General features: G+C 61.5%; 26 protein-coding genes. 13 read left to right on the plus strand and 13 right to left on the minus strand.

The features are described 5' to 3' along the window. Positions 1–144 precede the first annotated feature (144 nt). From ACSZPK_RS23525 to ACSZPK_RS23535, 3 genes are all read right to left on the minus strand, one after another. Entirely contained in the window at positions 145–645 is a 501-nt protein-coding gene (locus tag ACSZPK_RS23525; protein WP_437884006.1) for a RidA family protein, read from the minus strand. A 17-nt stretch (positions 646–662) separates the two neighbouring features. Next, on the minus strand, positions 663–2,243 hold the full coding sequence (locus ACSZPK_RS23530; RefSeq protein WP_437884007.1) for a flavin monoamine oxidase family protein: 1,581 nt from the start codon (positions 2,241–2,243) through the stop codon (positions 663–665). Positions 2,244–2,305: 62 nt separating this feature from the next. Further along, on the minus strand, positions 2,306–4,453 hold the full coding sequence (locus ACSZPK_RS23535; RefSeq protein WP_437884008.1) for a TonB-dependent receptor: 2,148 nt from the start codon (positions 4,451–4,453) through the stop codon (positions 2,306–2,308). Between the two features lie 379 nt (positions 4,454–4,832). Here ACSZPK_RS23535 and ACSZPK_RS23540 point away from each other — a divergent pair, with 379 nt between their 5' ends. The 4 genes from ACSZPK_RS23540 to ACSZPK_RS23555 all read left to right on the plus strand — a co-directional run bounded on the left by ACSZPK_RS23540 (position 4,833) and on the right by ACSZPK_RS23555 (position 7,367). After that, positions 4,833–5,345, plus strand: a complete 513-nt coding sequence (locus ACSZPK_RS23540) for a DUF2059 domain-containing protein (RefSeq protein WP_437884009.1) — start codon at positions 4,833–4,835, stop codon at positions 5,343–5,345. Positions 5,346–5,358: 13 nt separating this feature from the next. Then, positions 5,359–5,667: a BolA family protein gene (locus ACSZPK_RS23545; RefSeq protein ID WP_437884010.1), complete on the plus strand. Its 309-nt coding sequence runs from the start codon at positions 5,359–5,361 to the stop codon at positions 5,665–5,667. Between the two features lie 121 nt (positions 5,668–5,788). Next, positions 5,789–6,727, plus strand: coding sequence for an oxygen-dependent tRNA uridine(34) hydroxylase TrhO (trhO, locus tag ACSZPK_RS23550; protein WP_437884011.1), 939 nt, complete (start codon positions 5,789–5,791; stop codon positions 6,725–6,727). Between the two features lie 10 nt (positions 6,728–6,737). Beyond that, positions 6,738–7,367, plus strand: a complete 630-nt coding sequence (locus tag ACSZPK_RS23555; protein WP_437884012.1) for a DsbA family protein — start codon at positions 6,738–6,740, stop codon at positions 7,365–7,367. A 55-nt stretch (positions 7,368–7,422) separates the two neighbouring features. Here ACSZPK_RS23555 and ACSZPK_RS23560 read toward each other — a convergent pair whose 3' ends face one another. Together ACSZPK_RS23560 and ACSZPK_RS23565 are read right to left on the minus strand one after the other, a co-directional pair. Continuing rightward, on the minus strand, positions 7,423–8,052 hold the full coding sequence (locus tag ACSZPK_RS23560; RefSeq protein WP_437884013.1) for a hypothetical protein: 630 nt from the start codon (positions 8,050–8,052) through the stop codon (positions 7,423–7,425). A 245-nt stretch (positions 8,053–8,297) separates the two neighbouring features. After that, positions 8,298–8,507, minus strand: a complete 210-nt coding sequence (locus ACSZPK_RS23565) for a cold-shock protein (protein ID WP_437884014.1) — start codon at positions 8,505–8,507, stop codon at positions 8,298–8,300. 268 nt (positions 8,508–8,775) lie between these two features. Between ACSZPK_RS23565 and ACSZPK_RS23570 the strand changes: the two genes are divergently transcribed. Then, positions 8,776–8,952, plus strand: coding sequence for a hypothetical protein (locus ACSZPK_RS23570; protein WP_437884015.1), 177 nt, complete (start codon positions 8,776–8,778; stop codon positions 8,950–8,952). Positions 8,953–9,039: 87 nt separating this feature from the next. On the opposite strand, the gene ACSZPK_RS23575 is transcribed toward ACSZPK_RS23570, so the two are convergent. Then, entirely contained in the window at positions 9,040–10,008 is a 969-nt protein-coding gene (locus ACSZPK_RS23575) for a quinone oxidoreductase family protein (protein WP_437884016.1), read from the minus strand. Between the two features lie 20 nt (positions 10,009–10,028). Beyond that, on the minus strand, positions 10,029–10,202 hold the full coding sequence (locus ACSZPK_RS23580) for a DUF1427 family protein (protein WP_437884017.1): 174 nt from the start codon (positions 10,200–10,202) through the stop codon (positions 10,029–10,031). Between the two features lie 393 nt (positions 10,203–10,595). On the opposite strand from ACSZPK_RS23580, the gene ACSZPK_RS23585 reads away from it, so the two are divergent. Beyond that, complete coding sequence (locus tag ACSZPK_RS23585; RefSeq protein WP_437884018.1) at positions 10,596–11,375, plus strand: type IV pili methyl-accepting chemotaxis transducer N-terminal domain-containing protein; 780 nt, start codon at positions 10,596–10,598, stop codon at positions 11,373–11,375. Positions 11,376–11,539: 164 nt separating this feature from the next. Then, complete coding sequence (gene dcd / locus ACSZPK_RS23590) at positions 11,540–12,106, plus strand: dCTP deaminase (protein WP_068826228.1); 567 nt, start codon at positions 11,540–11,542, stop codon at positions 12,104–12,106. Positions 12,107–12,212: 106 nt separating this feature from the next. Here the strand turns inward: dcd and nadE are convergent, their stop codons facing one another. From nadE to ACSZPK_RS23605, 3 genes are read right to left on the minus strand one after another with little or no spacing between them, the layout of a single operon-like run. Further along, positions 12,213–13,040, minus strand: a complete 828-nt coding sequence (gene nadE / locus ACSZPK_RS23595) for an ammonia-dependent NAD(+) synthetase (RefSeq protein WP_437884019.1) — start codon at positions 13,038–13,040, stop codon at positions 12,213–12,215. 15 nt (positions 13,041–13,055) lie between these two features. Then, positions 13,056–14,249 (minus strand): nicotinate phosphoribosyltransferase, encoded by a 1,194-nt coding sequence (gene pncB / locus ACSZPK_RS23600; RefSeq protein WP_437884020.1) that lies wholly within the window; start codon positions 14,247–14,249, stop codon positions 13,056–13,058. A gap of 2 nt (positions 14,250–14,251) precedes the next feature. Further along, positions 14,252–14,899 (minus strand): nicotinamidase, encoded by a 648-nt coding sequence (locus ACSZPK_RS23605; protein WP_437884021.1) that lies wholly within the window; start codon positions 14,897–14,899, stop codon positions 14,252–14,254. Between the two features lie 141 nt (positions 14,900–15,040). Here ACSZPK_RS23605 and ACSZPK_RS23610 point away from each other — a divergent pair, with 141 nt between their 5' ends. The 4 genes from ACSZPK_RS23610 (at position 15,041) to ACSZPK_RS23625 (ending at position 17,611) form a co-directional block, all read left to right on the plus strand. Then, entirely contained in the window at positions 15,041–15,733 is a 693-nt protein-coding gene (locus ACSZPK_RS23610) for an NUDIX hydrolase (protein ID WP_437884022.1), read from the plus strand. A 66-nt stretch (positions 15,734–15,799) separates the two neighbouring features. Next, a complete protein-coding gene (locus ACSZPK_RS23615; protein WP_437884023.1) occupies positions 15,800–16,072 on the plus strand; it encodes a CopG family ribbon-helix-helix protein in 273 nt (90 codons plus the stop codon). Next, a complete protein-coding gene (locus ACSZPK_RS23620; protein WP_437884024.1) occupies positions 16,069–16,359 on the plus strand; it encodes a type II toxin-antitoxin system RelE/ParE family toxin in 291 nt (96 codons plus the stop codon). Before ACSZPK_RS23615 ends, ACSZPK_RS23620 begins: the two co-directional genes overlap by 4 nt. 238 nt (positions 16,360–16,597) lie before the next feature. Beyond that, positions 16,598–17,611, plus strand: coding sequence for an IS110 family transposase (locus tag ACSZPK_RS23625; protein WP_437884025.1), 1,014 nt, complete (start codon positions 16,598–16,600; stop codon positions 17,609–17,611). Between the two features lie 451 nt (positions 17,612–18,062). On the opposite strand, the gene ACSZPK_RS23630 is transcribed toward ACSZPK_RS23625, so the two are convergent. Together ACSZPK_RS23630 and ACSZPK_RS23635 are read right to left on the minus strand one after the other, a co-directional pair. Then, positions 18,063–18,314 carry a SymE family type I addiction module toxin gene (locus ACSZPK_RS23630; protein ID WP_437884026.1) on the minus strand — a complete coding sequence of 84 codons (252 nt, stop codon included), beginning with the start codon at positions 18,312–18,314 and terminating at the stop codon, positions 18,063–18,065. A 387-nt stretch (positions 18,315–18,701) separates the two neighbouring features. Then, positions 18,702–18,860 (minus strand): SymE family type I addiction module toxin, encoded by a 159-nt coding sequence (locus ACSZPK_RS23635; RefSeq protein WP_437884027.1) that lies wholly within the window; start codon positions 18,858–18,860, stop codon positions 18,702–18,704. Between the two features lie 725 nt (positions 18,861–19,585). Here ACSZPK_RS23635 and putA point away from each other — a divergent pair. Together putA and putP are read left to right on the plus strand one after the other, a co-directional pair. Beyond that, complete coding sequence (putA, locus tag ACSZPK_RS23640; RefSeq protein WP_437884028.1) at positions 19,586–22,765, plus strand: bifunctional proline dehydrogenase/L-glutamate gamma-semialdehyde dehydrogenase PutA; 3,180 nt, start codon at positions 19,586–19,588, stop codon at positions 22,763–22,765. 394 nt (positions 22,766–23,159) lie between these two features. Beyond that, entirely contained in the window at positions 23,160–24,650 is a 1,491-nt protein-coding gene (gene putP / locus ACSZPK_RS23645) for a sodium/proline symporter PutP (protein ID WP_437884029.1), read from the plus strand. 107 nt (positions 24,651–24,757) lie between these two features. On the opposite strand, the gene ACSZPK_RS23650 is transcribed toward putP, so the two are convergent. After that, on the minus strand, positions 24,758–26,683 hold the full coding sequence (locus ACSZPK_RS23650) for a sigma-54-dependent Fis family transcriptional regulator (RefSeq protein ID WP_437884030.1): 1,926 nt from the start codon (positions 26,681–26,683) through the stop codon (positions 24,758–24,760). Between the last annotated feature and the right edge of the window lie 67 nt (positions 26,684–26,750).

The following is a 26,750-nucleotide window of genomic DNA, read 5'->3' on the forward strand; positions in this document are numbered from 1 at the left end:
TCGGCTAAACGGCGTTGAAAACGCCTTCGGAATGCTCATTTACAACACGTAAAGTCGAGCGCTACTCCGACTGTTCCTCAGGCGTTTTCGCCGCCGTTTATCTCTAGCTCGCGAGAGCGTGGGCAGGTTCTAATTTTCGGTGACTTACTTGCCGGCTTTGGCGGCTATCGCTTCGATCTCGACCAGCGCGCCGGGCAGTGGCAGGGCGACCACCTGCAAGGCGGTACGGGTCGGTTTGTTCGGCTGCTCGGCGGTGGCGAAGAACTCGGTGTAGGCCGCCTGCAAGCCGGCGAAGTCCAGCTTGCCGCCGTTGGCCGGATCGCCGACCAGGAACACCTTCAATTGCACCACGTCACCAAGATCGAGGCCCTGGCTTTGCAGGGCTGTGCGGATTTTCTTCAGCACCGAGCGGGTCTGGGTTTCGGTATTGCCGTAGGCGGCGATGGTCTGTGGCGTGGCCTTGGGGTCGGCGACGTCGGGCAGGGTGCCGCTGACGAAGGTCAACGAAGCGCTGGCGGGTACGCTGATCAGTTGCGAGATGGGGAAGTTGGAGCCGGGCGGGTCGACACGTTTGATCGCATCGGCCTGGGCGTTGATCGCGGACAGGGTCATGAGGGCTCCGAGTAGCAGGGTGGGTTTGTTCATGGAATGACGTTCCTTGTTCAGGCGGCGACGCCGCGTTGCTGTTGCAGGGCGTGCTGGGCGATCTGCCCGACCACGCGGCGAGCGGAGTCGGCGGCGCTGTTCTGCCAGATGCCGACGCCACCGTGGGCGAGGGCATCGCTGGCCAGCCAGGTACGCCCCAGGGGTTTGTTGAGGTGGTCGTAGCCCGGCTCGGCGACTTCGTCATTGACGATCCACGGGCTTTCGCTGAACGGCACCTTCGACCAGTTCACTACCACGCCGCGCTGCAACTTGCCGCCATGGCCGGGATGCAGCGACTCGACCGCGTGGCGCGACGAGGCCAGTTGCTGATCGATGGACTGGCTGGCGAACCTTTTCGCCACCTCGCCATTGTTGTAGGTGCCGACCAGCACGCCCTGGGCGCTGTTGAGGTGGTCGCTGGGGTACCAGAGCAGGCGCGCATCGTGGTTGATGTAGGAGAGGCCGCCGTAGATCTGATAGTCGCTTTCCCAGAAACGTGGCGCCTGCCAGGCCACCTTGTTGGCCAGGTCCGGCTTGGCCAGCTCGATGGCGTCCTGGGTGGTCTTGCCGAAGTTGTGTTCGACCTTGGCCAGCAGCGGCAGGGGAATGGTCACCACGGCGTAGTCGGCGTTTTCCACCTGGGTCTTGCCGCTGCGTCGGTCGCGCCAGGTGATCTGGGCACCGTTGTCGCCGGTGCGGATCGACTGCACCTCGGCGTGTAGCTGCACCGTGTCACGCACCTTGACGTACAGCGCCTTGGCGATCTGGTCCATGCCGCCGACCGGCTGGAACATGGTGGCGGAGAATTCCGGGATCTCGTCGAACACCAGCGGCAGCAACAGGTTGGGGTTGAGCAGTTGCTTGAGCGCCACGGGCGGGCGCTGGATCGGCGTCTGCTCGCCCGCGCCGGCGAAGCGCGTGTAACCAGCGCGCACCGAGCCTTTATATGCGTGCTGTGGGTCGAGGTCGCCGTAGACCTTGAGGAAATCCAGCAGGGCCTTCTGGTCGGCGCCATCCAGTTCCTTGTCCAGCGCCTTGCTGCTGACGCTGCGCGAGAGCAGTTCGCTGAGATGGCCACGGGTGTCGTTGACCGCCTGGCGCAACAACAGCGGTGGCTGGCTCAGGTCGGGCTGGGCCAGGGCATTGCGGCTGCTGTTGACCAGCACCTCGAGCGGCACACCCAGTTCGCGGCAATAGCCGAGGATGGTCAGGTGATGACTGGGTAGGCGGGCGGGGCCGGCGTTGAAGTAGAAGCCGTCGTCGAAGCGCACCTGCTGCTTGCTGCCATCGTTGAGGGCAATCTCGTCGCCGCCGCGCAGTGTCCAGGCGCGCCCGCCGATGCGCTCGCGGGCTTCCAGCAGGCGGACTTCGAAACCGGCCTTGCGCAGCTCATAGGCGCTGACCAGGCCGCTGATGCCGGCGCCGACCACCAGCACGCGTTTGCCATTACCAGAGGTGGCGGGCAGGCCCAGCGGTTCGAAGGTGCTGGCCGAGGCGGTGCTGGATAACAGGCCGAAGGCGGACAGGCTGGCGTATGCAGCGCCCACGCTGCCGGCGGTCATCAAGTGGGCAATCAGGTCCCTACGGGTGAATCCCATATCGAGTTTTCCTTTTCGAGGGGAGGCCAGCCAAGAGCGGCTGGCCGGGGATGGCGTGTGTGCTACAGGTCGTAGCGCACGCTCAGCAGCACGGTCCGCGGGTCGTTGACCGAGTAGTAGGCGGTACGGCTGGCGGCGGAATAGGCGATGCTCTGCGGGTAGGCGCGGTTGAGCAGGTTCTTCACCGACAGCGTGGTGGTCCAGTGGCCGTCGCCGCTGGCGTAGCTGGTGCTGGCGTTCCAGAAACCCTGGGCCGGCACCTCGTAGATGTCGGCGTTGAGCGGGTTGGCGTAGGAGCGGGTCTGGTACTGGTAGTCGGTGGCGGCCACCAGTGCGCCGGGCAGGTTGACCGGCACGGTCCAGTTCAGGCCGAGGCTGGCGTTCCACTTCGGCGCGAAGACCATTTCCTTGCCATCGGCGCTGGTGCCGGGGCCGCTGGCGTTCTGGAAGTCGTCGTACTTGCTCTTCAGGTAGCCGAGGTTGGCGGTCAGGCGCAGGTCGCGGGCGAGCAATACGGTGTTTTCCAGCTCCACGCCGTAGGTGTGGGCGCTGCCGACGTTGGTGCGCAGGTTGGCGCTGATGGCCGGGTCCCAGGCGTTGGTCTGCAGGTCTTCGTAGTCGTTGTAGAAGAAGGCGATGTTGCTGCGCAGGCGGCCGTCGGCGAAGTCGCCCTTGAAGCCCACTTCATAGGTCGTCACGTTCTCCGGGTCGAAGCCCTGTTCGGCGGCCACCTGTGTTGGCGCACGGTTGTCGAAGCCGCCGGCCTTGAAGCCCTTGGCCACGTAGCCGTATTGCACCAGGTCGTCGTTCCAGGCGTATTCCAGGCCGATCTTCGGGCTGAACGAGGCCCAGGAATCACTGGTCTCGGCGGTGAAGTTGGTGCCGGTGATCTGCCTATCGAGGGTGATCGCGTAGTTGCGGTAGTCGAAGTTCTTGTGCTCGCTGGTGTAGCGCAGGCCGGTGGTCAGCGACAGGCGCGGGGTCAGCTTGTAGTTGCTCTGGCCATACAGCGCATAGCTCTCGGTGTCGGTGGTGCTGTACTGGCCGGAGGCGTTGACCCGGTCGGCGGCCACCGAATAGGTCAGGCTGTCGCGCTCGGCGCGAAAGCGCTCCTTGTACAGGTACAGGCCGAGGGTGTAGCTGAAGGTGTCGTAGTCGCCGTTGAGCTGGAATTCCTGGGTGGCGTAGCGCTGCTTGTAGTTGATCAGGTTGTTCTGGATCGGCGCGGCATTGCCGCTGTTGGCCTGGCCGGAGTTGTCGTAGTCCACTGGCTGGTTGAACTGCGACCAGGCGCTGACCGATTTGAAGTTCAGGTTGTCGTTGAGGGTGTAGATCGCCCGCAGCACGGCGCTGCCCTGGTCGAGCTTGTTCTTCGGGTTGAGGCTGCTGTAGGTCTTGAACTTGTCGAACTGGCCGGTGGCGGGGTCGAAGGGCGAGTAGCTGGTGGTGTCGCCACGGTCGATGGTGCCGGCCAGGGTCAGTTGTATATCCCACGGTGAATCGGCCGGTGCCAGGCGCAGCTTGCCGCGATAGGACTGGATATCGATGTTGTTGACGTCCTTGTCCCGCGTGCGGTTGCGCACCGTGCCGTCGCGGCTCAGGCGGATCGCCGAGAAACTGCCGAACAAGGTGTTGTCGACCAGTGGGCCGCTGACCAGCAGGCGGCCATTCTGGGCATTGTAGGTGCCGATACCGAGTTCGAGAAAACCACGGGTTTCCTGCGTCGGATCACGGGTGATCACCCGCACCGCGCCGGCCGCGCTGTTGCGCCCGTACAGGGTGCCTTGCGGGCCGCGCAGCACTTCCACGCGTTCGACGTCGTTGAAGTCGACCATCGAAGAAATGGCGCGTGGGATATACAGGTCGTCGGCGTAGACGGCCACGGCGGCTTCCTGGATCGGGTCGGTCTCGCCGATGCCACGAATGCCGTAGGTCTGCGCGCTGTAGGAAATCGACTGGCGATTGAGGGTCAGGTTCGGCACCCGCCCGGAAAGGTCGCGCACATTGTTGATCTGCGAATCGCGCAAGGTGGTTTCGTCGAAGGCGCTGATCGCCAGCGGGGTTTTCTGCAGGTTCTCTTCGCGGTGCTCGGCGGTGACGGTCACGGTGGGCAACTTGTTCTCGTCGGCGGCGAACAGGTTAGGCGACAGGGCCGCCACGGCGATGGCCAGGGACAGGCGATTGAGTGCGGTGTTGGGCGAAAGGGTCATGGGGCGATTCCGTGCCATCGTGAATGTGATGTCGGATACCTGAAGCCATGCAGATCGACGATTGGGCCGAGACGAAGAAGGCAACAGATACCTTTGCCTCCACCGGTTCGGGGTCGGTCTGGAGAAAACATATTCCTCTAAAAAAACCTTGTGAAAGACTTTCTAGTTCTAAGTTAATTATCGAAAAACGCATTTATATATGATATTAAAATTTAATAAATGCATTTTGTGCCGACTGCTCCGTCGTGCATGAGCGTTTTCGGGGGCTTGAGAAGGACGGCCTGGATGAGCAGAATGGCGCGCCATCTTCGACGTCGCGGCGAACGCTCGGGCGTTATCGGTGTCCGTAACCCTTCACCCTCCGCTAAAGGAAAAACCGATGAGCCGTCTGCGACTCCTGTTCTGTTCCATCCTGCTGGTCGCCAGCAGCCCCGTGTTCGCCGATGCCGCCAGCCACGACGCGGATGCCAAGAAATTCCTGCAACTGACCCGTGCCGACAAGCTGGCCGTGCCGGTGTACGCTCAGGTGCAGCAGATGTTCGCCCAGCGTTTCGCCGAGGCGAAGGCGCCGGAAAGCAAGAAAGCCCTGCTGGAAAGCTACCAGGCCAAGGCCAATGCCGTGCTTGACCGCGCCATCGGTTGGGACAAGCTGGAGCCGGACATGGTCAAGCTCTATACCACCAACTTCTCCGAGGCCGAGCTGAAAGAGCTGCTGGCTTTCTACCAGAGCCCGGTCGGCCGTAAGGTACTGGAGCGCATGCCGCAACTGGCGGCACGGTCGGTGGAGCTGTCGCAGAAGCACCTGCAAAGCGCGGTGCCTGAAGTCAACAAACTGCTGCAGGACATGAGCACCGAGCTCAATCCACCCGCCGCCGGCGGCAAGAAGAAGTAAGGAGATTCCTGGCATGAGCATGCGTGACGCCATTTCGCAGAGCCTGCAACAAGGCTTGCAGCCCGAGCACCTCGACGTGCTCGACGAAAGCCACATGCACAGCCGTGGCCAGGAAACCCACTACAAGGCGGTGATCGTCAGTCCGGCATTCGACGGGCTCAACGCGGTGAAGCGGCACCAGAAGGTCTACGCCACCCTCGGCGAACTGATGGGGCGCTTCCACGCGCTGGCGCTGCACACCTACACCCCCGGCGAGTGGCTGGCCCAGGGTGCAGCACCGGATTCGCCGACCTGCCGGGGTGGCAGCAAGCACGATCATTGAATGACGCTTCTGCAACCTGTCATACAGTTGCGTTAGAATCCACCCACGCCGGAGCCTAGCTCCGGCGTTTTCATTCATCCCCGGTTCGTCCTTTGCGAGGACAGCCACTGAGGAGAGCTCCATGACCGATTCCATCGTCGTGGCGGCGCTGTACAAGTTCGTCTCCCTGCCGGACTACGTCGCGCTGCGCGAACCCCTGCTGCAAACCCTGCTCGACAACGGCGTCAAGGGCACCCTGCTGCTCGCCGAAGAGGGCATCAACGGCACCGTTTCCGGCACCCGCGCCGGTATCGACGGCCTGCTCGCCTGGTTGCGCAGCGATCCGCGCCTGGCCGATGTCGATCACAAGGAAAGCTACTGCGCCGAGCAGCCGTTCTATCGCACCAAGGTCAAGCTCAAGAAAGAGATCGTCACCCTCGGTGTGCCGGGCGTGGACCCCAACCTCAAGGTCGGCACCTACGTTGAACCGCAGGACTGGAACGCCCTGATCAGCGACCCTGAGGTGCTGCTGATCGACACCCGTAACGATTACGAAGTGGCGATTGGCACCTTCGAAGGCGCCATCGATCCGAAGACCACCACGTTTCGCGAGTTCCCCGACTACATCAAGGCTCACTTCGACCCGGCGAAACACAAGAAAGTGGCGATGTTCTGTACCGGTGGCATCCGTTGCGAGAAGGCTTCCAGCTACATGCTTGGCGAAGGCTTCGAAGAGGTGTTCCACCTCAAGGGCGGCATCCTCAAGTACCTGGAGGAAGTGCCGCAGGAACAGAGCAAATGGCAGGGCGACTGCTTCGTCTTCGACAATCGGGTGACCGTGCGTCACGATCTCTCCGAGGGTGACTACGACCAGTGCCATGCCTGTCGCAACCCGATTTCCGTCGAGGAGCGCCAGTCCGAGCACTACACGCCGGGCATCAGTTGCCCGCACTGCTGGGATTCGTTGTCGGAGAAGACTCGCCACGCTGCGCGCGAGCGGCAGAAACAGATCGAAATCGCCCAGGCGCGCAACTTGCCACACCCGATCGGTTACAACTACAAGGCCCTGACAGACAACTGAGGAGCGTGCCATGCGCGAACCCCGCCTGATCTACGTGATGGACCCCATGTGTTCCTGGTGCTGGGGCTTCGCGCCCGTGGTCGAGGCGCTGGCCGCGCAGGCGAGCGCCGCTGGCGTGCCGTTGCACCTGGTGGTGGGAGGGCTGCGCCGTGAGCGGGTAGCACTGGACCCGGCGAGCGAAGTGCGCATTCTCGCACATTGGCAGGCGGTCAACGCCAGCACTGGGCAACTGTTCAACTTCAATGGCCTGCCGGCCGGGCTGGTGTATGACACCGCGCCGGCCTGCCGGGCGCTGGTCACTGCGCGCAGCCTGGATGAGCAAAGTGCCTGGCCGTTGGCCAGGCTGATTCACCAGGCGTTCTATCGCGAGGGGCTGGATGTTACTCGTGTACCGTTGTTGGTCGAACTGGCCGAGCGAGCGGGTATCCCACGCATCGAGTTCGCCGAAATGTTCGACAGCGAAGCCATGCACCAGGCTACCGAGGCTGATTTCACCTGGGCGCGGGACCTTGGTATCGCCGGTTTTCCGACCGTGCTTGCCGAGCGCGATGGCCAGTTTGCCCTGCTGACCAATGGCTATCAGCCGCTGGGCGACCTGGCGCCGTTGCTCGAGCGCTGGCTGGAGCGGGGCAAGGCCTAGGGGCTGTTCGTAGGGCCTGTGCTGTTTCAGGCGGCGGCGAAGCCAGAGCGGTATGTCACTGGTTATCGTCGCTCATTTCTGCGCTGTACCACTGTTGCAGGTTCTTGACCCGTGCCCGGCTGGCAGCCACCTGCTTGTCCACGGATTCGCCGTAGTAATCCACCCAACTGCGTGAACCGGCGATCATGCCAGCCAGGTCGGTCATGCCGATCTTCAGGCCGGCCAACGCTTCCTGATAGCTCTGTTCCTGGCCCAGCAGCATCTTGGCCACCTGCTGGACATTACGCTTGCCATCGTCGTGGTCCCTGGCCGGTGCCGGTGCGCTGGCAACGGGCGGCGCCACGGCTGGTGGGGCGGCTGGAGCGGTCGTCAATGCCAGGAGCTTTTCCTGGTCCCGGACCTGCAGTTGCAGGCTGTTCAGTTGCTGTTCGAGGGCGCCGACCTTCTGTTGCAGGGCTTCGACGCTGGCCAGGCTGGCGCTGGGGTCGGTGTGTTTGAACAGACTGAGCGACCCTGCGGTGATGCCCACGATCACCACCAGGCCGAGCACGCCGGCCAGGATATGGATGATCCGGCGATTGGCTTTGCCGGCTTTCTCCAACTGCTCGAAGCGTTCCTGATCTCCGGCGGTTCCGCTGCTGGCGTTCTCGGCGGGTGCGGCGGCCTGGCTGGTGTCGTCACTCATCTCCGATTTCCCCGATTGTTCTTGTCGGATTCATGCCTTGCAGCATAGTGCCACTGTCGGTTGACGCCAGAACCAGATGGTCCTCGAGAACCCGTTTGTCCGGCGACGGTGGACACAGGCCTTCTTGATTGCGTGTCTTTCCCTGGAGGTAGCCCAGAAAAAACAATGCCCGTATCGACCGATACGGGCATTGTCTTCAGCGGCTCGGACGGCCAGGTTTTCACACTGTCCGTCATGCGACGGCTTCAGATGACCTGTACTTGCTCGGCTTGCGGGCCTTTCTGGCCTTGAGCCGAGACGAAGGAAACACGTTGGCCTTCGTCGAGCGACTTGAAGCCGCTGCTTTCGATCTGGCGGTAATGGACGAAGAGGTCCGGACCGGATTCAGGCGTGATGAAACCGAAGCCTTTCTCGTTGTTGAACCATTTGACGGTTCCAGTTTGGCGAGTTGCCATGATTTGAGTCTCCAAGGTTAAGGATCAATCAGGATTAGGCCTGATTGACTGAATGCGGAGTGAAGGGAGGCCGAGGAGATGGAGATCAGAGACGAACATCAAACCGGTGCCACTAAACCGGGCAGGCAGTGCGGCGCAGCATACAGGGGTTTTGCTGGTTAGCTAGATATTTTCGACATGGACAATTCATTACAGCCGGTCGAATTGACAGGTGCTGCGCTGCCTGGCCTGTCATAGTGCGAGCTCATTTGCTCAAGGAGTCATGTCCATGTCGGACCCTGTCCGCGATACCCTCAGAGCCAGGCTGGCTGAGCAGACCCATAGTTTTCTCTCTCAAGGCGGCGCGGTGACCTCGGTGCCCACCGGGCGCAGCGGCGAGGCCTTGGCGGTCAGGAAGTCCCAGTGGACGAAGGCAAGCGCCAGGGCTCAGCTGGCAAAGGTATAGGCTGCGTTTCAAGTTCTTCGAAGACCCGGGGCCAGATAAAACCGCTTGCAAGGCGGAGCAGTCGTCGAGCCCCGACAGCATCGGCTTTTAGCCATGGGGCAAGAGGATGATCTTCTCGCAGCTCCCCGGCGCGTTGACGGCGGCATAGGCCTGGGGGCCTTCGCTCAATGGCATTTCGCGCAGGCTGCCCGGTGGGCTCAGCAGGCCGCTGTCGAACAGTTGGCCGAACTGGTCGAGCATCCGGGCGCACTGCTCGGGGCTGTAGAGCAGCGAGTTGACCCCGATCAGGGTGCCGCCGCGTCGGTATAGATTCAGCGCTGGCAGGTTGACCATGCCATCGAGCGGCGCCGCGATGTAGGCGATCCGACCGAAGCTGGCCAAGGCCGATACGCTGGCCGGCAGCCAGAAACCGGTGGTGTCGAAGATCACTTCGGCGCCGCCGGGGAACACGGCTTCCACCTGGGCGGCGAGCTGCTCCGGCTGGTCGAGTGGCAGGCAAGCGTTGCCGGCGGCGAGCAGGCGCTCATGTTCGACGGGATTGCGCACGGCGCTCAGCACCTCGGCCCCCAGCGCCTTGGCCAGTCCCAGTGCGGCGGCGCCCACTGCGCCGTTGGCCCCGATGATCAGCAGGCGCGTACCGTTGCCGACCTGGCTGCGTTGCAGGGCATCCCAGGCGGTGGTGTAGGGCACGCCAAGCGCGGCGGCCTGGCTGAAACTGAGTGACCGGGGTTTGCTCGCCGCTGCGTCTGCCGGCAGGCTCAGGTAGTGCGCATGGCTGCCATCGCGGGTGAAGCCCAGGCCCTTGCCGGTGCCCCATACCGACTTGCCGAGTAACTGCGGTGGCCCTTCGACGATAACGCCGGCGAAGTCGCGCCCGGGAACCCTGGGCAGGGTGGTGTAGGGAAAGCGGCCCAGCACATTCTTCACATCGCTCGGGTTGAGGCCGGCGGCGCGCACCTCCACCAGCACTTCGCCAGCGGCAGGCCGTGGCCGGTCGATATCGACGAGTTGCAGGGCGGCGAGGTCGCCGGTACGGGAGAATTGCAGTGCTTGCATCGTAGCGTCCTCGAGAGGGTTCATTGCAGCCAGCGCCCAACCAGTTCACGCCCCAGCGGCCACAGTTGCTCTCCAAGCTGCATGCCGAGCAGGCCGATGAGGGCAACTGCTGGTGGGGCCGGCGAACGTACCCCGAGCAAAGCGTAGAGGATGCCTACGGCCAGGCCGACGAGCAGGGCGATCAGGTAATTCATGGCGAGTGGATTCAGGTCCGGTTGTTTGGCTGGAGGCAGTGTATGGCCGGAAAATCAGAGCAGTCGGTCAAGATATTCGGTCTATCGGACAAAAGGATGCGCACGCCTGGCGTCAGCGGTTGGCCGCCGAAGGCGTTCGTAAACGGTTGATAAGTGGTTCACTAATTCGTGACGAAAACGGATAGACGGCTAACTGACGTTTCTCAATGACACACGATTTCTGACCATATGGATTAGAATTGCGGCGCATCTGCTGGCGTTGGCCTGGTACGTCCATTCCCATAAAAGTCGTACAGCGGATGGCTTTCTCGTCACGCCCCCGCTTGCGTGGTGAGCGATTGTATTTTGTCACTTGCCATAGAAATCCAGAGAAATACGAATCGAGGAATTATCGTGTCGAAGAAAACCTGCTTGCGTGCGCTGCTGATGTTTGGCTGTCTGCTGGTCAGTGTTTCCGGCTGGGCGCAGATGGCGCCGCTGGAAGCCATGAACATGGCCGGCCTGCAACGTACCCTGGGCCAGATCGTCGCCAAGGACTACATGATGATTGGCTCCGATGTGAAGGTCGACAATGCCATGCGTCAGCGCGAAGAAAGCCTCGCACTGTTCGAGGATCATCACGCCAAGCTCAAGAGCGCCGCGCCCAATGATGAAGTTCGCGCCGCCTTGGCCGATGTGGAGAAGACCTGGGGCGAGTACCGTCCACTGGTCAGTGCCAACCCTGACAAGAAACAGGCCGTGGCGGTACTGGCCAAGGCCGAGGTGCTGGTCAAGCAATGCCAGCAGGTGACCGATCTGTTCGAGAAGGCCAATGGCGACGCTGCGTCCCATTCGATCAACCGCAGCGGCTGGAACCGCGTGCTGACCCAGCGTACCGCGCTGTTCTACATGGCCCGTGCCTGGGGCGTCGCGGCACCGGACCTGGATGCCCAGTTCGAGGCATCGGTGCAGGAGTTCGGCGCGATCATGAAGGAACTGATGGCGACCGAGGCGCCGAGCCCCGAGATCGCCGAGGCCCTGCGCAAGACCGACGCCAAATGGCAGTTCGCGGCTAAGGCATTCGCTTCCGAGGGATTCGTGCCGACCATCGTCGCGGTCAATGCCGACTCGATGTTCCGCCAGCTCAACGAAATGACCCGGCTGTATGCAGGCCTGAAGGGTGACCAGCTCTGATGAAGCAACTGCAAGCCCGGCGTGTAACTGGCTGAGCCATCGCCTTTCAGCGAGGCGCTGGCAATGGCCGGGGAAGCGTAACGGTAATCGGCAGGCTTTGAACCGGGGCCTGCCAGCCGGTAAGATGCACGACCTTTTTCAGTCGCCAATTCAGGACGCCCGCCATGAGCATCAAATCGGACAAGTGGATTCGCCGCATGGCCCAGGAACACGGCATGATCGAGCCCTTCGTCGAGCGCCAGGTGCGCACCGAAGGCGCCGAGCGCCTTATCTCCTACGGGGTTTCCAGCTACGGCTACGACGTACGCTGCGCCGATGAATTCAAGGTGTTCACCAACATCCATTCGGCTACGGTCGACCCGAAGAACTTCGACGAAAAAAGCTTCGTCGACGTCAAAGGGCCGGTCTGCATCATTCCGCCGAACTCCTTCGCCCTGGCCCGCACCGTCGAGTACTTCCGCATTCCGCGTGACGTGCTGACCATCTGCCTGGGCAAGAGCACCTACGCGCGCTGCGGCATCATCGTCAACGTCACGCCGCTGGAGCCGGAATGGGAAGGCCACGTGACCCTGGAGTTCTCCAACACCACCACGCTGCCGGCGAAAATCTATGCCAACGAAGGCGTGGCGCAGATGCTGTTCCTGCAGTCGGACGAAGCCTGCGAAACCTCCTACGCCGACCGTGGCGGCAAGTACCAGGGCCAGACCGGTGTCACCCTGCCCAAGACCTGACCAGCCCTCCACCGCTCAAGCCCTGTTGAGCGGTGGAGGTTCGCATGCGTATTCATAGGTCCTGGCGCACTGCCGGAAGAGCGCCTGGCGATTCCGATTCCCCGCATCAAGGTACCAGCGGCAGCTCGCGCTTGTGGCGCGTGTTGTCGTAGGTGCGCACGATGATCGCGTAGGCTTCGTCGCTGACCGGCTCGCCATGCAGGAAGGCGTCGATCTGCGCGTAGGTCACGCCATGGGCGTCTTCGTCCGGCTTGCCGGGGCGCAGTTCCTCCAGGTCGGCGGTCGGGGTCTTCTGCACCAGGTGCTCCGGCGCGCCCAGCGTGCGGGCGATGGCACGCACCTGGCCTTTCACCAGCCCGCTGAGCGGGGCGAGGTCGCAGGCGCCATCGCCGAATTTGGTGAAGAAGCCCATCACCGCTTCGGCGGCGTGGTCGGTGCCGATGACCAGGCCATTGTTGGCGTTGGCGATGGCGAACTGGGCGACCATGCGGATGCGCGCCTTGACGTTGCCGAGCACGAAGTCGCGGCGGGCATCGCTGAGCTTCTGCAGATGGACGACCTGCTCGCCGAGGCCGAGCACGCTGCCAGCGATGTTGACCACATCGTTCTCGTCGGCACGGATGAATTTCAGCGAATCCTGGGCGTCGTGTTCGTCATGCTGGGTGTTGTGGGGCAGGCGCACGGCGATGAAACGGTAGTCGTGGTCGCCGGTTTCGTTGCGCAGTTCCTCGACCGACAGTTGGGCCAGGCGGCCGGCGGTGGTGGAATCGACGCCGCCGCTGATGCCCAGTACCAGCACCTTGAGGCCGGAATTGCGCAGGGTGTTCTTGATGAAGGTCTTGCGCCGCTCGATTTCCTGCTCCAGCGCGCGGTCGTCACGGAATGGCGGCACCACGTCCAGGGCGGCGGCTATTTCTGCTTGGCGGTTGCTCATGTCGATGTCCTCTAGCTAAATGCGGAAAACGTGTTTCAGGTAGCTGACGAAGTTCTCGTCGCGGCACTGGGTCTTGCCCGGCGTGTCGGAAATCTTCGCCACCGGCTGGCCGTTGCAGGCGGTCATCTTGATCACGATGTTCATCGGCTCGACGCCGGGGATGTCGCAGGTCAGGTTGGTGCCGATGCCGAAGCTTACGTTGATTCGTTCATGCAATGCGCGGTAGAGCGTCAGCGCCTTTTCCATATTGAGGCCGTCGGAGAACACCAGGGTCTTGCTCTGCGGGTCGATGCCGAGCTTCTCGTAGTGGGCGATGGCTTTTTCCGCCCAGGCCAGTGGGTCACCGGAGTCGTGGCGCAAACCGTCGAAGAGCTTGGCGAAGTACAGGTCGAAGTCGCCGAGGAAGGCATCCATGGTGATGCAGTCGGTCAGGGCGATCCCCAGCAGGCCACGGTACTCGCGGACCCAGCAGTCCAGCGCGGCGATCTGGCTGTCGATCAGGCGCGGGCCGAGTTGCTGGTGGGCCATCAGCCATTCGTGAGCCATGGTGCCGATCGGCTTGAGGTCCAGTTCGCGTGCCAGGTGCACGTTGCTGGTGCCGACGAAGCGACCGGGGAAGTCGCGCTTGAGGATGTGCAGCATCTCTTCCTGCACGCGGTAGGAGAAGCGCCGGCGGGTGCCGAAATCGGCGATCTGGAAGCCTTCCAGCTCGCTCGCAGAGGCTTCGGCCTTGAGCCAGTCGAGTTTCTGGTAGAGGCGTTCGCTGGCCTGTTCCAGCAGCACTTCGCGGTAGCGATAGCGGTTGCGCACCTCGCTGATGATCGCCAGCAGCGGGATCTCGAACAGGATCACGTGCAACCAGGGGCCGCGCAGGCGGATGCACACCTGGCCATCCTCGACGCCGGTCTGCACGTAGCGCAGGTTGAAGCGGAACAGGCTGAGAAAACGGATGAAGTCCGGCTTGATGAACGGGATGCGTTCGAGGAAGGCCAGTTGATCGACGCTCATGCTCAACTCGCCCAGGCGCTCGATCTGGTAGCGAATCTCCGCCAGGTAGGGCGTCAGGTCTTCGCTGTTACGGCAGCGGAACTCCCATTCCACCTCGGCGTTGGGGTAGTTGTGCAGCACCGCCTGCATCATGGTCAGCTTGTAGAAATCGGTGTCGAGCAGGTTCTGCACGATCCGTTCGGCGAATACGCTCTCACCCATGATTACTTCTCCACTGCTTGTTTATTGAGGGCCGCGTCCAGCGCATCGAGGCTGCTGTAGAGCGCGATACCCGCTTCCTGCATGTCCGTGCAGGCCTTGTTTGCCGTCTCTTCGGCGATGGCGCGGCAGGCCGGCAGGTAGACCGCGACCTCGAAGCCGGCGCGGCGCAGTTGCAGGGCGCTGGTCTTGACGCAGTAATCCAGGGCCAAGCCGCCAACCAAGACCGTATCGACGCCATTTTGCCGAAGAAATTCGATCACGCCTGTGCTGCGTTTCTCGGCCAGGTCGTGGTAGCAGGCGCCGTAGGGGTGCAGGTCTGGCTCGACACCTTTCCAGACGAAGAAGTCGTAGTCCAGCGGTCGTGGCAATTCATCCAGCAGTTCGAAGCCTGGAGTGCCCGGCACGCAGTGGCTGACCCAGCTCAGGTCGGCGTTGGCGAAGGGCAGCGGCTGGAGCATCTCGGCGTGGCTGCCGACCACCCAGATGGCCTGGGGGCTGTGGGCATCCTTGCTGCCCAGGCGCAGCGTGGCGCGACGGGCCAGGTCGTTGAGGGCGGGGGCGATGAGGTCGCCGCCGGCCACGGGCAGTTCGTCCGGGCAGAGTGGGGTGAAGCCTTTCTGGGCATCGATGTCGAAGCTGGCGATTTTCATGACGCGCTCCTTGTACTGCGTGGCGAGTGGTTACATATTCCATCTGGTGGAATATGTGGTCAAGCGTTTTTATCGAGAAGGCGTGAAAAAAAACGATTTATTCGTCAAGATGAAATAAGTCTGAAGGCAAGAGGAAAGACAATGGGTTCTGCCGAGGTATTGGCCAGCGTGGACATCGTGGCACTGCGCTTGAATGCGCGTGGAGGGCTGGAGTTGCTGTTGGGTCGCCGCGCCCAAGCGCCATATGAAGGGCAATGGGCGCTGCCTGGCGTGCTGGTCAACGGTCGCAGCGCCGATCTGAATCTCGACAGCGCCGCCGAGCGCGCCCTGCACAGCAAGGCCAAGGCACGGCCGCAGTATCTGGAGCAGGTGGCCACGGTCGGCAATGCGGTGCGCGATCCGCGTGGTTGGTCTCTGAGCACCTTCTACCTGGCCCTGCTTGGTCCCGATGACGAACTGCTGGACCAAGACCTGCGCTTCGTCCCGGTCGAGGAGGTGCTGGATGAGCGTTTCCCGCTGCCGTTCGACCATGCGCAACTGGTCGCCCAGTCCCGCGAGCGCCTGGCCGGCAAGGCCGTCTACACCTCGTTGCCGTTGTACCTGCTACCGGCGCGCTTCACCGTTACCGAAGCCTTGGCGGCGTTCCAGGCGAGCCTGGGCCAGGCGGTGCAGCACACCACCTTGCGCGGGCGCCTGGAGAAAATGAAGCAGGCCGGATGGATCGTCGAGACCGGCGAGAAGAACTACCCGAAGATGGGCCGCCCACAGAACTTGCTGGAGCACCGGCCGCAACCGGAGCAGCCGTTCGTCTTCGATCGCAGTGTGTTGTCGTAGGTGGGCTTGATTGCCCAACAGAATGCCATGTAATACATTGCATTCGACCGTATGGAGGGCATCCTGATGAGCGTCACAACCGTTCGGCTACAACCTGAACTCGAAGAAAATCTTGGCGCCATGGCCGAAAAACTTCATCGGAGTAAAAGCTGGATTATCAATCAGGCACTTAAAGAGTTTTTTGAGCGCCAGGCATTGGAGCAGAACCGCTGGCAGGAAACGCTGCAAGCGATGGAGTCCGTCGCACAGGGTAAGGTCGTGTCCGGTGAAGCAGTAAACACCTGGCTCCAAAGCTGGGGCAGTGCCAATGAACTGCCGCCGCCGAAGACGGGCCAATGAAACTGGTTTACTCGGAAGACTCCGTAGCCGATTTGGTTCGTCTCCGGGCATTCATCGCTGAAAAAGATCCCCGTGCTGCTGCACGCGTAGCAGCAGAGCTTATTGCAAGTATCGAGAATCTCCGCCTATTCCCAGCAATGGGCCATGCAGTTGAATTAGCTCCAGATCCCCAAGCTATTCGTGACGCCGTCTTCGGGAAATATGTAATTCGTTATGCCGCATATAGCGAAACTGTCGTGATTCTTCGCATATGGCACCACTATGAAGAGCGTAGTCAGGAAGATTAGTTACTGGCTCAAGGTGTTCGATTTTTTTACTCGGAGTCGGGTAAAAGCCAGCTCTTAACTAAATGTTATGTGCATGCGTAAATCGAGACTTCATGAGTGTGACGGTCATCAGAAAGGCGACAGATTTATTTCGGTGGCACAGTAAATAAATCTGAGAATCATCTAGCCGGCCTCCTCACTCCCGAGTAGGCGCAAAATTCAAAGTGCGAACATTGTCTTTTGCTGTGAGGAGGCCGTGATGAAATTCTGTGGCATAGACCTGCACTCGAACAATAGCGTCGTGGTGATCACCGACGAAACGGATCGGATTTTGGTCAGTCGACGCTGCCCCAACGACCTGAGCAAAATCATCCAGTTGCTCGAACCTCACCGTACCGAGTTGGAAGGTGTAGTGGTCGAATCTACCTACAACTGGTATTGGCTGGTCGATGGACTGAAAGGAGCCGGGTTCGACGTGAAGCTGGCCAACACCGTGGCGATGAAGCGTTATGACGGTTTGAAGCACTCCGATGATCAGGATGATACGGCCTTCCTGGCGCATTTGCTGAGGCTTGGCATTCTGCCTACGGGGTACGTTCATCCGCCACAAGAACGGGCGTTGCGCGACCTTGCACGAAAACGTATTCAACTGGTGCGTAGTCGAACCCAACATATCTTGGCTGTGGAAAATATCATCGCGCGCCAGTTGGGGAGCCGAATCAGTAGCGCAGCGGTGAAACGTCTGTCTGTCACATCGGTCGCCGCACTGGGCCTGCCTGATGATGTCACGCTGGCGATCAACGCTAATGTGCCTGTAATTGCGACCCTCAACCTGCAAATCCATTGCTTGGAAGAGCGCCTACTGCGTGGTGCACGCCTGCGCCCAGAATTCGCCCTGCTGAAGTCAATGCCGGGCGTTGGTGAAGTTCTGGCGACCGTGATCATGCTGGAGACGGGAAGCATCGAGCGCTTTGCCGATGTCGGCAAATTCGCCTCTTATGCACGGTGCGTGAATAGTGCCCATTATTCCAATGGCAAGAAAAAGGGTGAAGGCAACACAAAGAACGGCAATGCCTATCTGGTCTGGGCCTTTGTCGAAGCCGCTAATTTTGCGCGGCGTTTTAACGAAGAAGCCAAGCGCTTTTTCGACAGGAAGAGAGCGAAAACGAACAACGTGATAGCCACCAAGGCCTTGGCACACAAGCTGGCCCGGGCGAGCTATCACATCCTCAAGGAGAAGCAGCCATTTGATGTGAACCGCTGTTTCGCCTGAGGCGAGTGAAGGTGGTAGCAGGTCAGCCGGAAAGGGGACTGGATGCTAGCCAGCGAGTCTGAGTGGAGGCCTGCTGCCACCGCCTGAGTGTGTTGTACCCGAGTCGCCTGCCAAGTGAGCCAGAAGAGACTGGACGTGTAGTTTTTATACGAGCCATAGTTCTGTGAAACGGTTTGGACACATTGGCGGCACCAACGTTTCTCTGGGGCGGGTTTCTGCCAGGGCGGCGCTTAGCGTTAGCGGCCGCTTGATCCATATGGGTGACTGGCGCGACTCGGTCGCAGCCAAGAACGAGGAAACGGACTCGACCGGGACAGCCCATCAGGTTCGGCACTGGAGAAACTCTGCCGTTAAAAAGCAGAGCGGGTTGCTTTGAGTCTTGACGCCTGGCCGGCTAATGGGCGTCCCCTTTAAGGTTCGTGAGCTTAAGTAGCCATCAGAAAGTAGAACATCACGAGCGTCTTTCCTTTTTCCGTAACTTGCTTGGCTCAGGTCGGACTGTAATACCGTGATCGGTCACTTCTATTCGTGCTTTCTGACCCACAGTGAAACCGGCCGCAGATAGCCAGTCACCACTTAAACGTAAAAATGGCACTTGCCGTTGTCGATAGCGGCACTCCTTGTCTTTGTGCCGGCTTTCGTAAACCTGGTAGCCAATTGTTAGATAGCGAGGCTTCGGTGAAAGGCTCTTCTTGGTAATCATGATGTACGCCTACGATTCGTTCTATTTCGCCTCCTGTTCAGAGAGGCGGCCGGGTGCTTGAACACGGTCGTAGGGCCGCCCGCAGTTTTCCCCTTTCGGGTCTTGCATAGCTGCGCGCCACCCGGCCATAGAAAACGCTGGGCACAAAAAAACCACTGACTAACGGGAGTGGCTTCCGCCTACGAAGGTGTGTTCAGCACCGGAGCGAAATCTAACGCTGCCCATCGTTTGGGTCAAGCCTTGGGCTGCCCGTGGATTGTCCAGCCAGGTCATGCTTAACCAGCGTACGGAAGCGGACTTACGGAAAGGGGACTGATTTATTTGGGTGGTCCAGTAAATAAATCCGTCCTCTTTAAGGTTGATTGGCTTGTGTATTGGATGGGCAGATTAGCTACGGCATATCTGCCCAAGTAAGGACCAGACTTCAGATGGGGTTATGATCAGAAACTGTTCGGGAACCTGGATGCATACACGCTGACCAATAGCGAAACCAGCTTGTTGTAGCCAATATCCCTGTAAGCGTAGAAACGGAACAGGTGGGTGCAACTGTCGGCTATTTATTACGGTTGCGATATTTCGTAATAGGTGTAGCCAATCGTGAGTTGGCGACTGAGAAGGGAGTCAGTTTGAGTCGTCATACAAACTCCCTAGAGATCGTTCAATTTCTTCTCCTGTTCAGAGAGGCGGCCGGGCGCTTGAACACCGCTCTAGGACGGCCCGCAGATTTTCCCCGAAGGGTCTTGTATGGCTGCGCGCCACCCGGCCATAAGCAAGTATTGCCCAAGGACTCAGGCTCATACAAAACTTACAGACACAAAAAAACCGCTTGTCTTACGGGAGCGGTTGTCCGCCTAGAGAAAGGTGTGTTCAGCACCTGTCGAGGAATCTAGCGGCTTCGTGGGGGACAGATCAATCTGTCCAGCCCACCTAACAATTCATTCAAGCCCAACCAAATTTACCAGTTTTCTTGATTCAGGCGCCGGAGCTGGATATGCCTCCCGAATATCAAGCCAGGTGCTATCGAATAACTCCGAAGTCATGAGTTAAGTGAATAGGGCTTCGGAAAAAGGCAAGCGCAGCAATGAACCCTGACCGCCGCGCTTGCCGCTTCGCTCTCCATAGCTTTCTGCAAAAACTCCATAGCTTTCTGCAAGAACCCGTCACGGCCACGTCACTAAAGTCCTTCATCCCGTTTCTCGACCGCCGGTCACTGCGCTCGGGCGATATGGGCTAGACCGAAACAAGAACAGTCCCAGAAGAGGAGTGGCGTGATGTTCAAAGCCAGTCACGTCTTGCAGGGCGACTTTCTCTCGCAGACTGCCGCCGAGTTTTTTCCCGTCATCAGCGCCAATTACGCTGTCGACGAGGCCGCTTACCTGAACGAGCTGTTGCAGCTCGCCGACCCCGGCGTCGCCGGTATCGATGCCATCGGCAACAGTGCGCGCACGCTGATCGAAGCGGTGCGCAGCCGCGACAATGCGGTCGATACCCTCGATGCACTGCTGCGCCAGTACAGCCTCGACACCCAGGAAGGGCTGATGCTCATGTGCCTGGCCGAAGCGCTGCTGCGCGTGCCGGATTCGGCTACCGCCGATGCGCTGATTCGCGACAAGCTCAGTGCCGCCGAATGGGAGCGCCACCTGGGCAAGAGCGATAACGTGCTGGTCAATTTCGCCGCCTGGGGGCTGGTGATGACCGGCAAGGTGGTCGATCCGCAAACCCGCGATGGCCGACCCAAGCATGTGCTCGGTCGTTTGCTGCAGCGTTCCGGCGAGCCGGTGATCCGCGCGGCGATGAACCAGGCCATGAAGCTCATGGGCAAGCAGTTCGTCCTTGGCCGCACCATCAGCGAGGCGCTGAAGAACGGTCGCCCGCAGCGCGAAAAAGGCTACACCTATTCCTTCGACATGCTCGGCGAGGCGGCCCTGACCGCTGACGATGCCGAGAAGTACATGAACGACTACCGCAAGGCCATCGACACCATTGGTGCCGAGCCGCAGGTCGGTCGGGCGCCGCGGCCGTCGATCTCGATCAAGCTCTCGGCGCTGCACCCGCGTTACGAGGTGGCCCAGCGCGAGCGCGTGCTCACCGAGTTGTTCGCCAACGTGCTGGAACTGGCGGTGCGGGCACGCAAGCTGGACGTCGGTATCTCTGTCGATGCGGAAGAGGCGGACCGTCTGGAGCTGTCGCTGGAACTCTACGAAAAACTCATGCGCGACCCGGCCATCGCCGGTTGGGGCGAGTTCGGCCTGGTGATCCAGGCTTATTCCAAGCGTTGCCTGCCGGTGCTGGTGTGGCTGACCCTGCTGGGCAAGGAACTGGGGGCGAAGATGCCGCTGCGCCTGGTCAAGGGCGCATACTGGGACAGCGAGATCAAGCAGTGCCAGGTGCAGGGTGCCACCGGCTACCCGGTGTACACCCGCAAGGAGGGTACCGACACCTCCTACCTGGCCTGTGCCCGCTACCTGTTGTCCGAGCACACTCGCGGGGTGATCTACCCGCAGTTCGCCAGCCACAACGCCCACACCGTGACCTGCATCCTGGCCCTGGCCGAGCAGGCCAAAGCGACCAGTGGGCAGGAGCGTACCTTCGAATTCCAGCGCCTGCACGGCATGGGCGATGCGCTGTACGACACGGTGCTGGAGAAGCATGGCAAGACTGTGCGCATCTATGCCCCGGTCGGTGCGCACAAGGATCTGCTGCCGTACCTGGTGCGGCGCCTGCTGGAGAACGGCGCCAACTCGTCGTTCGTTCACCAGTTGGTCGACCCGAATGTGCCGGTGGCGTCGCTGATCGATCACCCGGTCACCCAATTGCGCACTTTCAAAACCCTCGGCAACGACCGAATTCCCCAGCCGCTGGCACTGTTTGGCGCGGCACGGAAAAACTCGCAGGGCATCAACATGAATATCCAGAGCCAATGGGCCGATCTCGAGGCCGATTTCAACGCCAACCTGGCCAAGACCTGGCAAGCCGGTCCCGTGATCAACGGAGAGAAACTCGGCGGCACCGCTCAGGAAGTCCGCTGCCCTTATGACCTGAACAAGGTCGTCGGCACGGCCCAGTGGGCCAGCGCCGAGCAGGCCGGCAAGGCACTGGACGTGCTGGCGGCGGCCTGGCCGCGCTGGAACGCCACGCCGGTCGATGAGCGCGCCACCGTACTGGAACGCCTGGCCGATCTGCTGGAAAAACACCGCGCCGAGTTCATGGCCCTGTGCACCCTGGAAGCCGGCAAGTCGTTGCAGGACGGCATCGATGAAGTTCGTGAAGCCGTCGATTTTTGCCGCTACTACGCCCAACAGGCGCGCTTGCGCTTGGGCCGTGAAGAGCTGCAAGGTCCGACCGGCGAGCGTAACGAGCTGTTCCACGAGGGCCGTGGCATCTTCGCCTGCGTCAGCCCGTGGAACTTCCCGCTGGCGATCTTCCTTGGCCAGATCAGCGCCGCCCTGGTCGCGGGTAACTGCGTGCTGGCCAAGCCGGCCGAGCAGACCAGCCTGATCGCCGCCCGCGCCACCGAATTGCTCTTCGAAGCGGGCCTGCCGAAGGACGTGTTTGCCCTGTTGCCGGGCGATGGCGCGACTCTCGGTGGCGTGTTCTGCCGTGATGCCCGTGTTGCTGGCGTGTGCTTCACCGGCTCGACCGATACCGCACGCATCATCAACCGTCAGTTGGCGGACAAGCCCGGCCCGATTGCCGCCCTGATCGCCGAAACCGGTGGCCAGAACGCGATGATCGTCGATTCCACCGCGCTGCCCGAACAAGTGGTCAAGGATGCCGTGCAATCGGCCTTCACCAGCGCCGGCCAGCGTTGTTCGGCACTGCGCGTGCTGTACGTGCAGAGCGATATCGCTGAACGGGTCATCGACCTGCTCAAGGGCGCGATGGCCGAACTGGTGGTCGGTCCTACTCACCTGCGTGTCAGCGATGTCGGCCCGGTGATCGACAGCGAGGCCCGGGACGGCCTGCTGGCACACATCGAGCAACTCAAGGGGCAGGGCAAACTGATCGCCGAAGCCACGCTGCCGGCCGGGCTCAATGGTCACTTTTTGGCGCCGGTGGCGTTCGAGATCGACGGCATCGAAGCGCTCAAGAAAGAGCATTTCGGCCCGATCCTGCATGTCGTGCGTTATCATGCCGCCGATTTGGAAAAGGTGGTCGCGGCGATCAATGCCACCGGCTACGGCCTGACCCTCGGCGTGCACAGCCGCAATGAGGAAACGGCGCGGCGCATCGAGTCGCTGGCGCGGGTCGGCAACCTCTACGTCAACCGCAACCAGATCGGCGCCGTGGTCGGCGTGCAGCCCTTCGGCGGCTGCGGCCTGTCCGGCACCGGGCCGAAGGCGGGTGGCCCGAGCTACCTGCTGCGCTTCGCCAACGAACGTACCACGTCGGTCAATACCACAGCGGTCGGCGGTAACGCTTCGCTGCTATCACTGGGGGCTGCCGAGTAAGGGGCAACGCACGGCGTTCGTCCTATCAGGGCGAATGCCGGGAGCGGGGCGAGAACCTGTTCACGATCTGCTGCGCGTCGGCTAAACGGCGTTGAAAACGACTTCGGAATGCTCATTTACAACACGTAAACTCCGCTTCCTCAGCCGTTTTCGCCACCGTTTATCTCTAGCTCGCGAGATCGTGAACAGGTTCTGAGAGCCCGTTCCAGCCTGCTCCGGATGGAGCGGTATCGAGGCGCGAGGGAATGACGCCACTACCGATTGGCTTCTTTCACGATTGAGGAAAGAGCTGTGCGCGGCCCGCCAAAAGCGGACGGCGCGATCTGCCGAGGCTGCGGTTTACCCGCCGCAGCCAATTAACGAATGCGATAAAAACAAGTGAGGGTATTCCAGAATGACCGCTAGTAATCCGATGCTGATCACCTTCGTGGTGTACATCGCTGCCATGGTATTGATCGGCTTCGTGGCCTATCGCGCCACCAAGAACTTCTCCGACTACATCCTCGGCGGCCGCAGCCTGGGCAGTTTCGTCACGGCCTTGTCCGCCGGCGCCTCCGACATGAGTGGCTGGCTGCTGATGGGCTTGCCGGGCGCTATCTTCGCTTCCGGGCTGTCGGAAAGCTGGATCGCCATCGGCCTGATCGCCGGGGCCTGGCTCAACTGGCTGTTCGTTGCCGGCCGCCTGCGCGTACAGACCGAGCACAACGGCAATGCCCTGACCCTGCCGGATTTCTTCACCAACCGTTTCGAAGACCACAGCCGCATCCTGCGCGTGCTCTCGGCGCTGGTGATTCTGGTGTTCTTCACCATCTACTGCGCCTCGGGCGTGGTTGCCGGTGCGCGTCTGTTCGAAAGCACCTTCGGCCTGTCCTATGACGTGGCGCTGTGGGTCGGCGCGGCGGCGACCATCGCCTACGTATTCGTCGGCGGCTTCCTGGCGGTGAGCTGGACCGACACCGTGCAGGCGACCATGATGATCTTCGCCCTGCTGATCACTCCGGTGTTCGCCATCCTCGCCCTGGGCGACTACGACGCGGCGCTGGTGACCATCGAGCAGGCCAACCCGGCCAACTTCGACATGTTCCGCAACCTGTCCTTCGTCGCGGTGATTTCCCTGCTCGGCTGGGGCCTGGGCTACTTCGGCCAGCCGCATATCCTGGTGCGCTTCATGGCCGCCGATTCGGTCAAGTCGATTCCGGCGGCGCGGCGCATCGGCATGACCTGGATGATCCTGTGCCTGGCAGGCGCGGTGGCGGCCGGTTTCTTCGGTATTGCCTATTTCGCCGATAACCCGACCCAGGCGGGTCCGGTGACCGAGAACGGCGAGCGTGTGTTCATCGAGTTGACCAAGATTCTGTTCAACCCGTGGGTCGCCGGCGTGGTGCTGTCGGGCATCCTCGCGGCGGTGATGAGCACCCTGAGCTGCCAGTTGCTGGTCTGCTCCAGCGCGCTGACCGAAGACTTCTACAAGGCGTTCCTGCGCAAGGAGGCCAGCCAGAAGGAACTGGTCTGGGTCGGCCGGATCATGGTGCTGGTGATTTCCCTGGTGGCCATCGCCATCGCCTACAACCCGGAGAGCAAGGTGCTGGGCCTGGTGTCCTACGCCTGGGCCGGTTTCGGCGCGGCTTTCGGCCCGGTGGTGCTGCTGTCGGTGATGTGGAAAGGCATGACCCGCAATGGCGCCCTGGCCGGCATGCTGGTCGGTGCCGTGACCGTGATCGTGTGGAAGAACTGGATCGGTCTCGGCCTGTACGAAATCATTCCGGGCTTCATCCTCGGCACCTTGGCTATCGTGCTGTTCAGCAAGATCGGCAGCGGCCCGTCGGCGGCGATGCAGAAACGCTTCGACGAAGCTGAGCGGGAATACCAGGACGCGCACATCTGAAAGAGCAGCGTCGAGCTGCAAGTCTCAAGCTTCAAGTAAGAGCTAGAAGGAGCTCGCAGTCGTGCAGACTGCGGGCTTTTTTGTGGGGGGGAGGGCAGGCATAGCAGCTAAAACACTTCATTCGGCTGCACGATGGCGTGCTTTTTCATCTTGCGGTACAGGGTCGAGCGCGAGATGCCGAAACGTTCGGCGGCGGCACTGATGTTCCAGCGTTGCTCGCGCAACACCGCCAGCAGGTGGCGGGCTTCATCGTTATCCAGTTGTTCGGTGAGGCCGGGCGGTGGTGTGGCGATCGATTGCGGCAGCGGCATCATCTGCAATTCGACAGGCAGGCAATCGCTGTCGATGCGGCCGTCTTCGGCCAGGGCTACCGCGTAACGCAGGGTGTTGAGCAGTTGTCGAATGTTGCCTGGCCAGGGATGGGCTTCCAGCGTTGCCTGAGTCTGTTCGTCAAGTTGCAGCGCGCTGGCCTCGGGCAAGCCTGCCAGCAATGCATGAATCAGCGCCGCGCGGTCGCTGCGTTCGCGCAATGGCGGCAGGCTCAGGGTCATGCCGCTGAGGCGATAGAACAGGTCTTCGCGGAATAGCTTGTCGCGGATCATGCTGGCCAGGTCCTGGTGCGTTGCCGAGATCACCTGGACATCCAGCGGCACCGGCGTGTCGGCGCCCAGGGGAAAGATTTCTCGTTCGGCCAGCACCCGCAATAGACGTGTTTGCAGGTGGGCCGGCATGTCGCCGATCTCGTCGAGAAACAGGGTGCCGCCGTTGGCCAGTTCCAGCTTGCCCTTCATGCCCTTGCGATTGGCGCCGGTGAAGCTGCCGCTGCGGTAACCGAACAGCTCGCTCTCGATCAGGCTTTCCGGGATCGCCGCACAGTTGAGGGCCACGAACGGGCCGGCATGGCGGCTGCTGGCCTGGTGAATGGCGCGGGCGAAGGCCTCCTTGCCGGTGCCGGTTTCGCCGGTGATCAGAAACGGAATGCCTTTGTCGAGGACCTTGCGTACACGACGGACTTCCTGCAGCAGGCGAGGGTCTTGACCGCTGAGTTGGTCGAGGTCGGGATGTTCGCTGCCCGTGGTGAGAGGCGCCGTGGCCGTTTTGGGTTGCAGGCTGACTGGCGAACGCAGGCCGATGTCCATCGGCGTTTCGTCCGCTAGCGAACGCAGGCACACGCCCCGGGCGCCGCCGCTGGTGAGGCTGAGCAGTTCATTGACGTTGGCCGGCAGCAGGCTTTCGATGCGGCTGCCGAGCAGATGCTCGGGGTGGGCGACGAAGGCTGCGCGGTTGGCGCCGGTGATGCGCCCGGACTCGTCGAGGGCGAGCAACTGTTCATTGGCCAGGTCGCTGATATCGTCACGGGGCTTGATCGCCAGGGTCAGGCGGTCACGGTAGCGCTGGCGGAAGCAGGCGTTTTCGATCAGCCGTGCATACATGATCACCAGTTGCAGGGTCAGGTACTGCGCCTCTTTGGGGCCATCGCTGTTCAGGCAGGTGGCGTTCAGGCAGCCGCGCAGATGGCCCTGCTCATCGAAGATCGGTGCCACCGAGCAGCTCAGCCGGGCATTGGCGGTGAGAAAGTGCTCGTCGCGGTGGATGATCATGGCCTGGGCGGCGGCCAGGGTGGTGCCGATGCCGTTGGTGCCGGCAATCGATTCGTCCCAGCACGCACCGACGATCAGACCGGAGCGGGTATAGGCATCGTGCTGGGCCGGCAGGCGGGCGTCGAGGGTGATGCCGTTCTCGTCGCTCAGCAGCACCGCGAAGCCGGCCTGGACCACGCGCTTGGCCAGGCCGGTCACGCCCTGGCTGGCGATGGTGAGGTATTCCTGATGCTGGGCCTGGTGCTGGCGTATTTGTGTGGCCGTGAGAATGCGCTTGCTTGCCGCCGCACGTGGGTCCAGGTGGTGTTCGGTGATGCTGCGGTACCAGGACTGGGCGATCAACCCGTCGGGTCGGATGCTGCGCTCGGGGAAGTGATCGTTGACGAAGGCAGCCAGGTCGCCAGGGCAGGTTTGCACGGTCTGAAAGGTCATGGGTACACCTTCTTTCTGTCCGGCTCGCAGGCCGGTGTCTTGTTGTTTTTCGAGCCGTTCGTCAGCT

Source organism: Pseudomonas sp. LRF_L74, from assembly GCF_965644255.1.
Lineage (GTDB): Bacteria > Pseudomonadota > Gammaproteobacteria > Pseudomonadales > Pseudomonadaceae > Aquipseudomonas.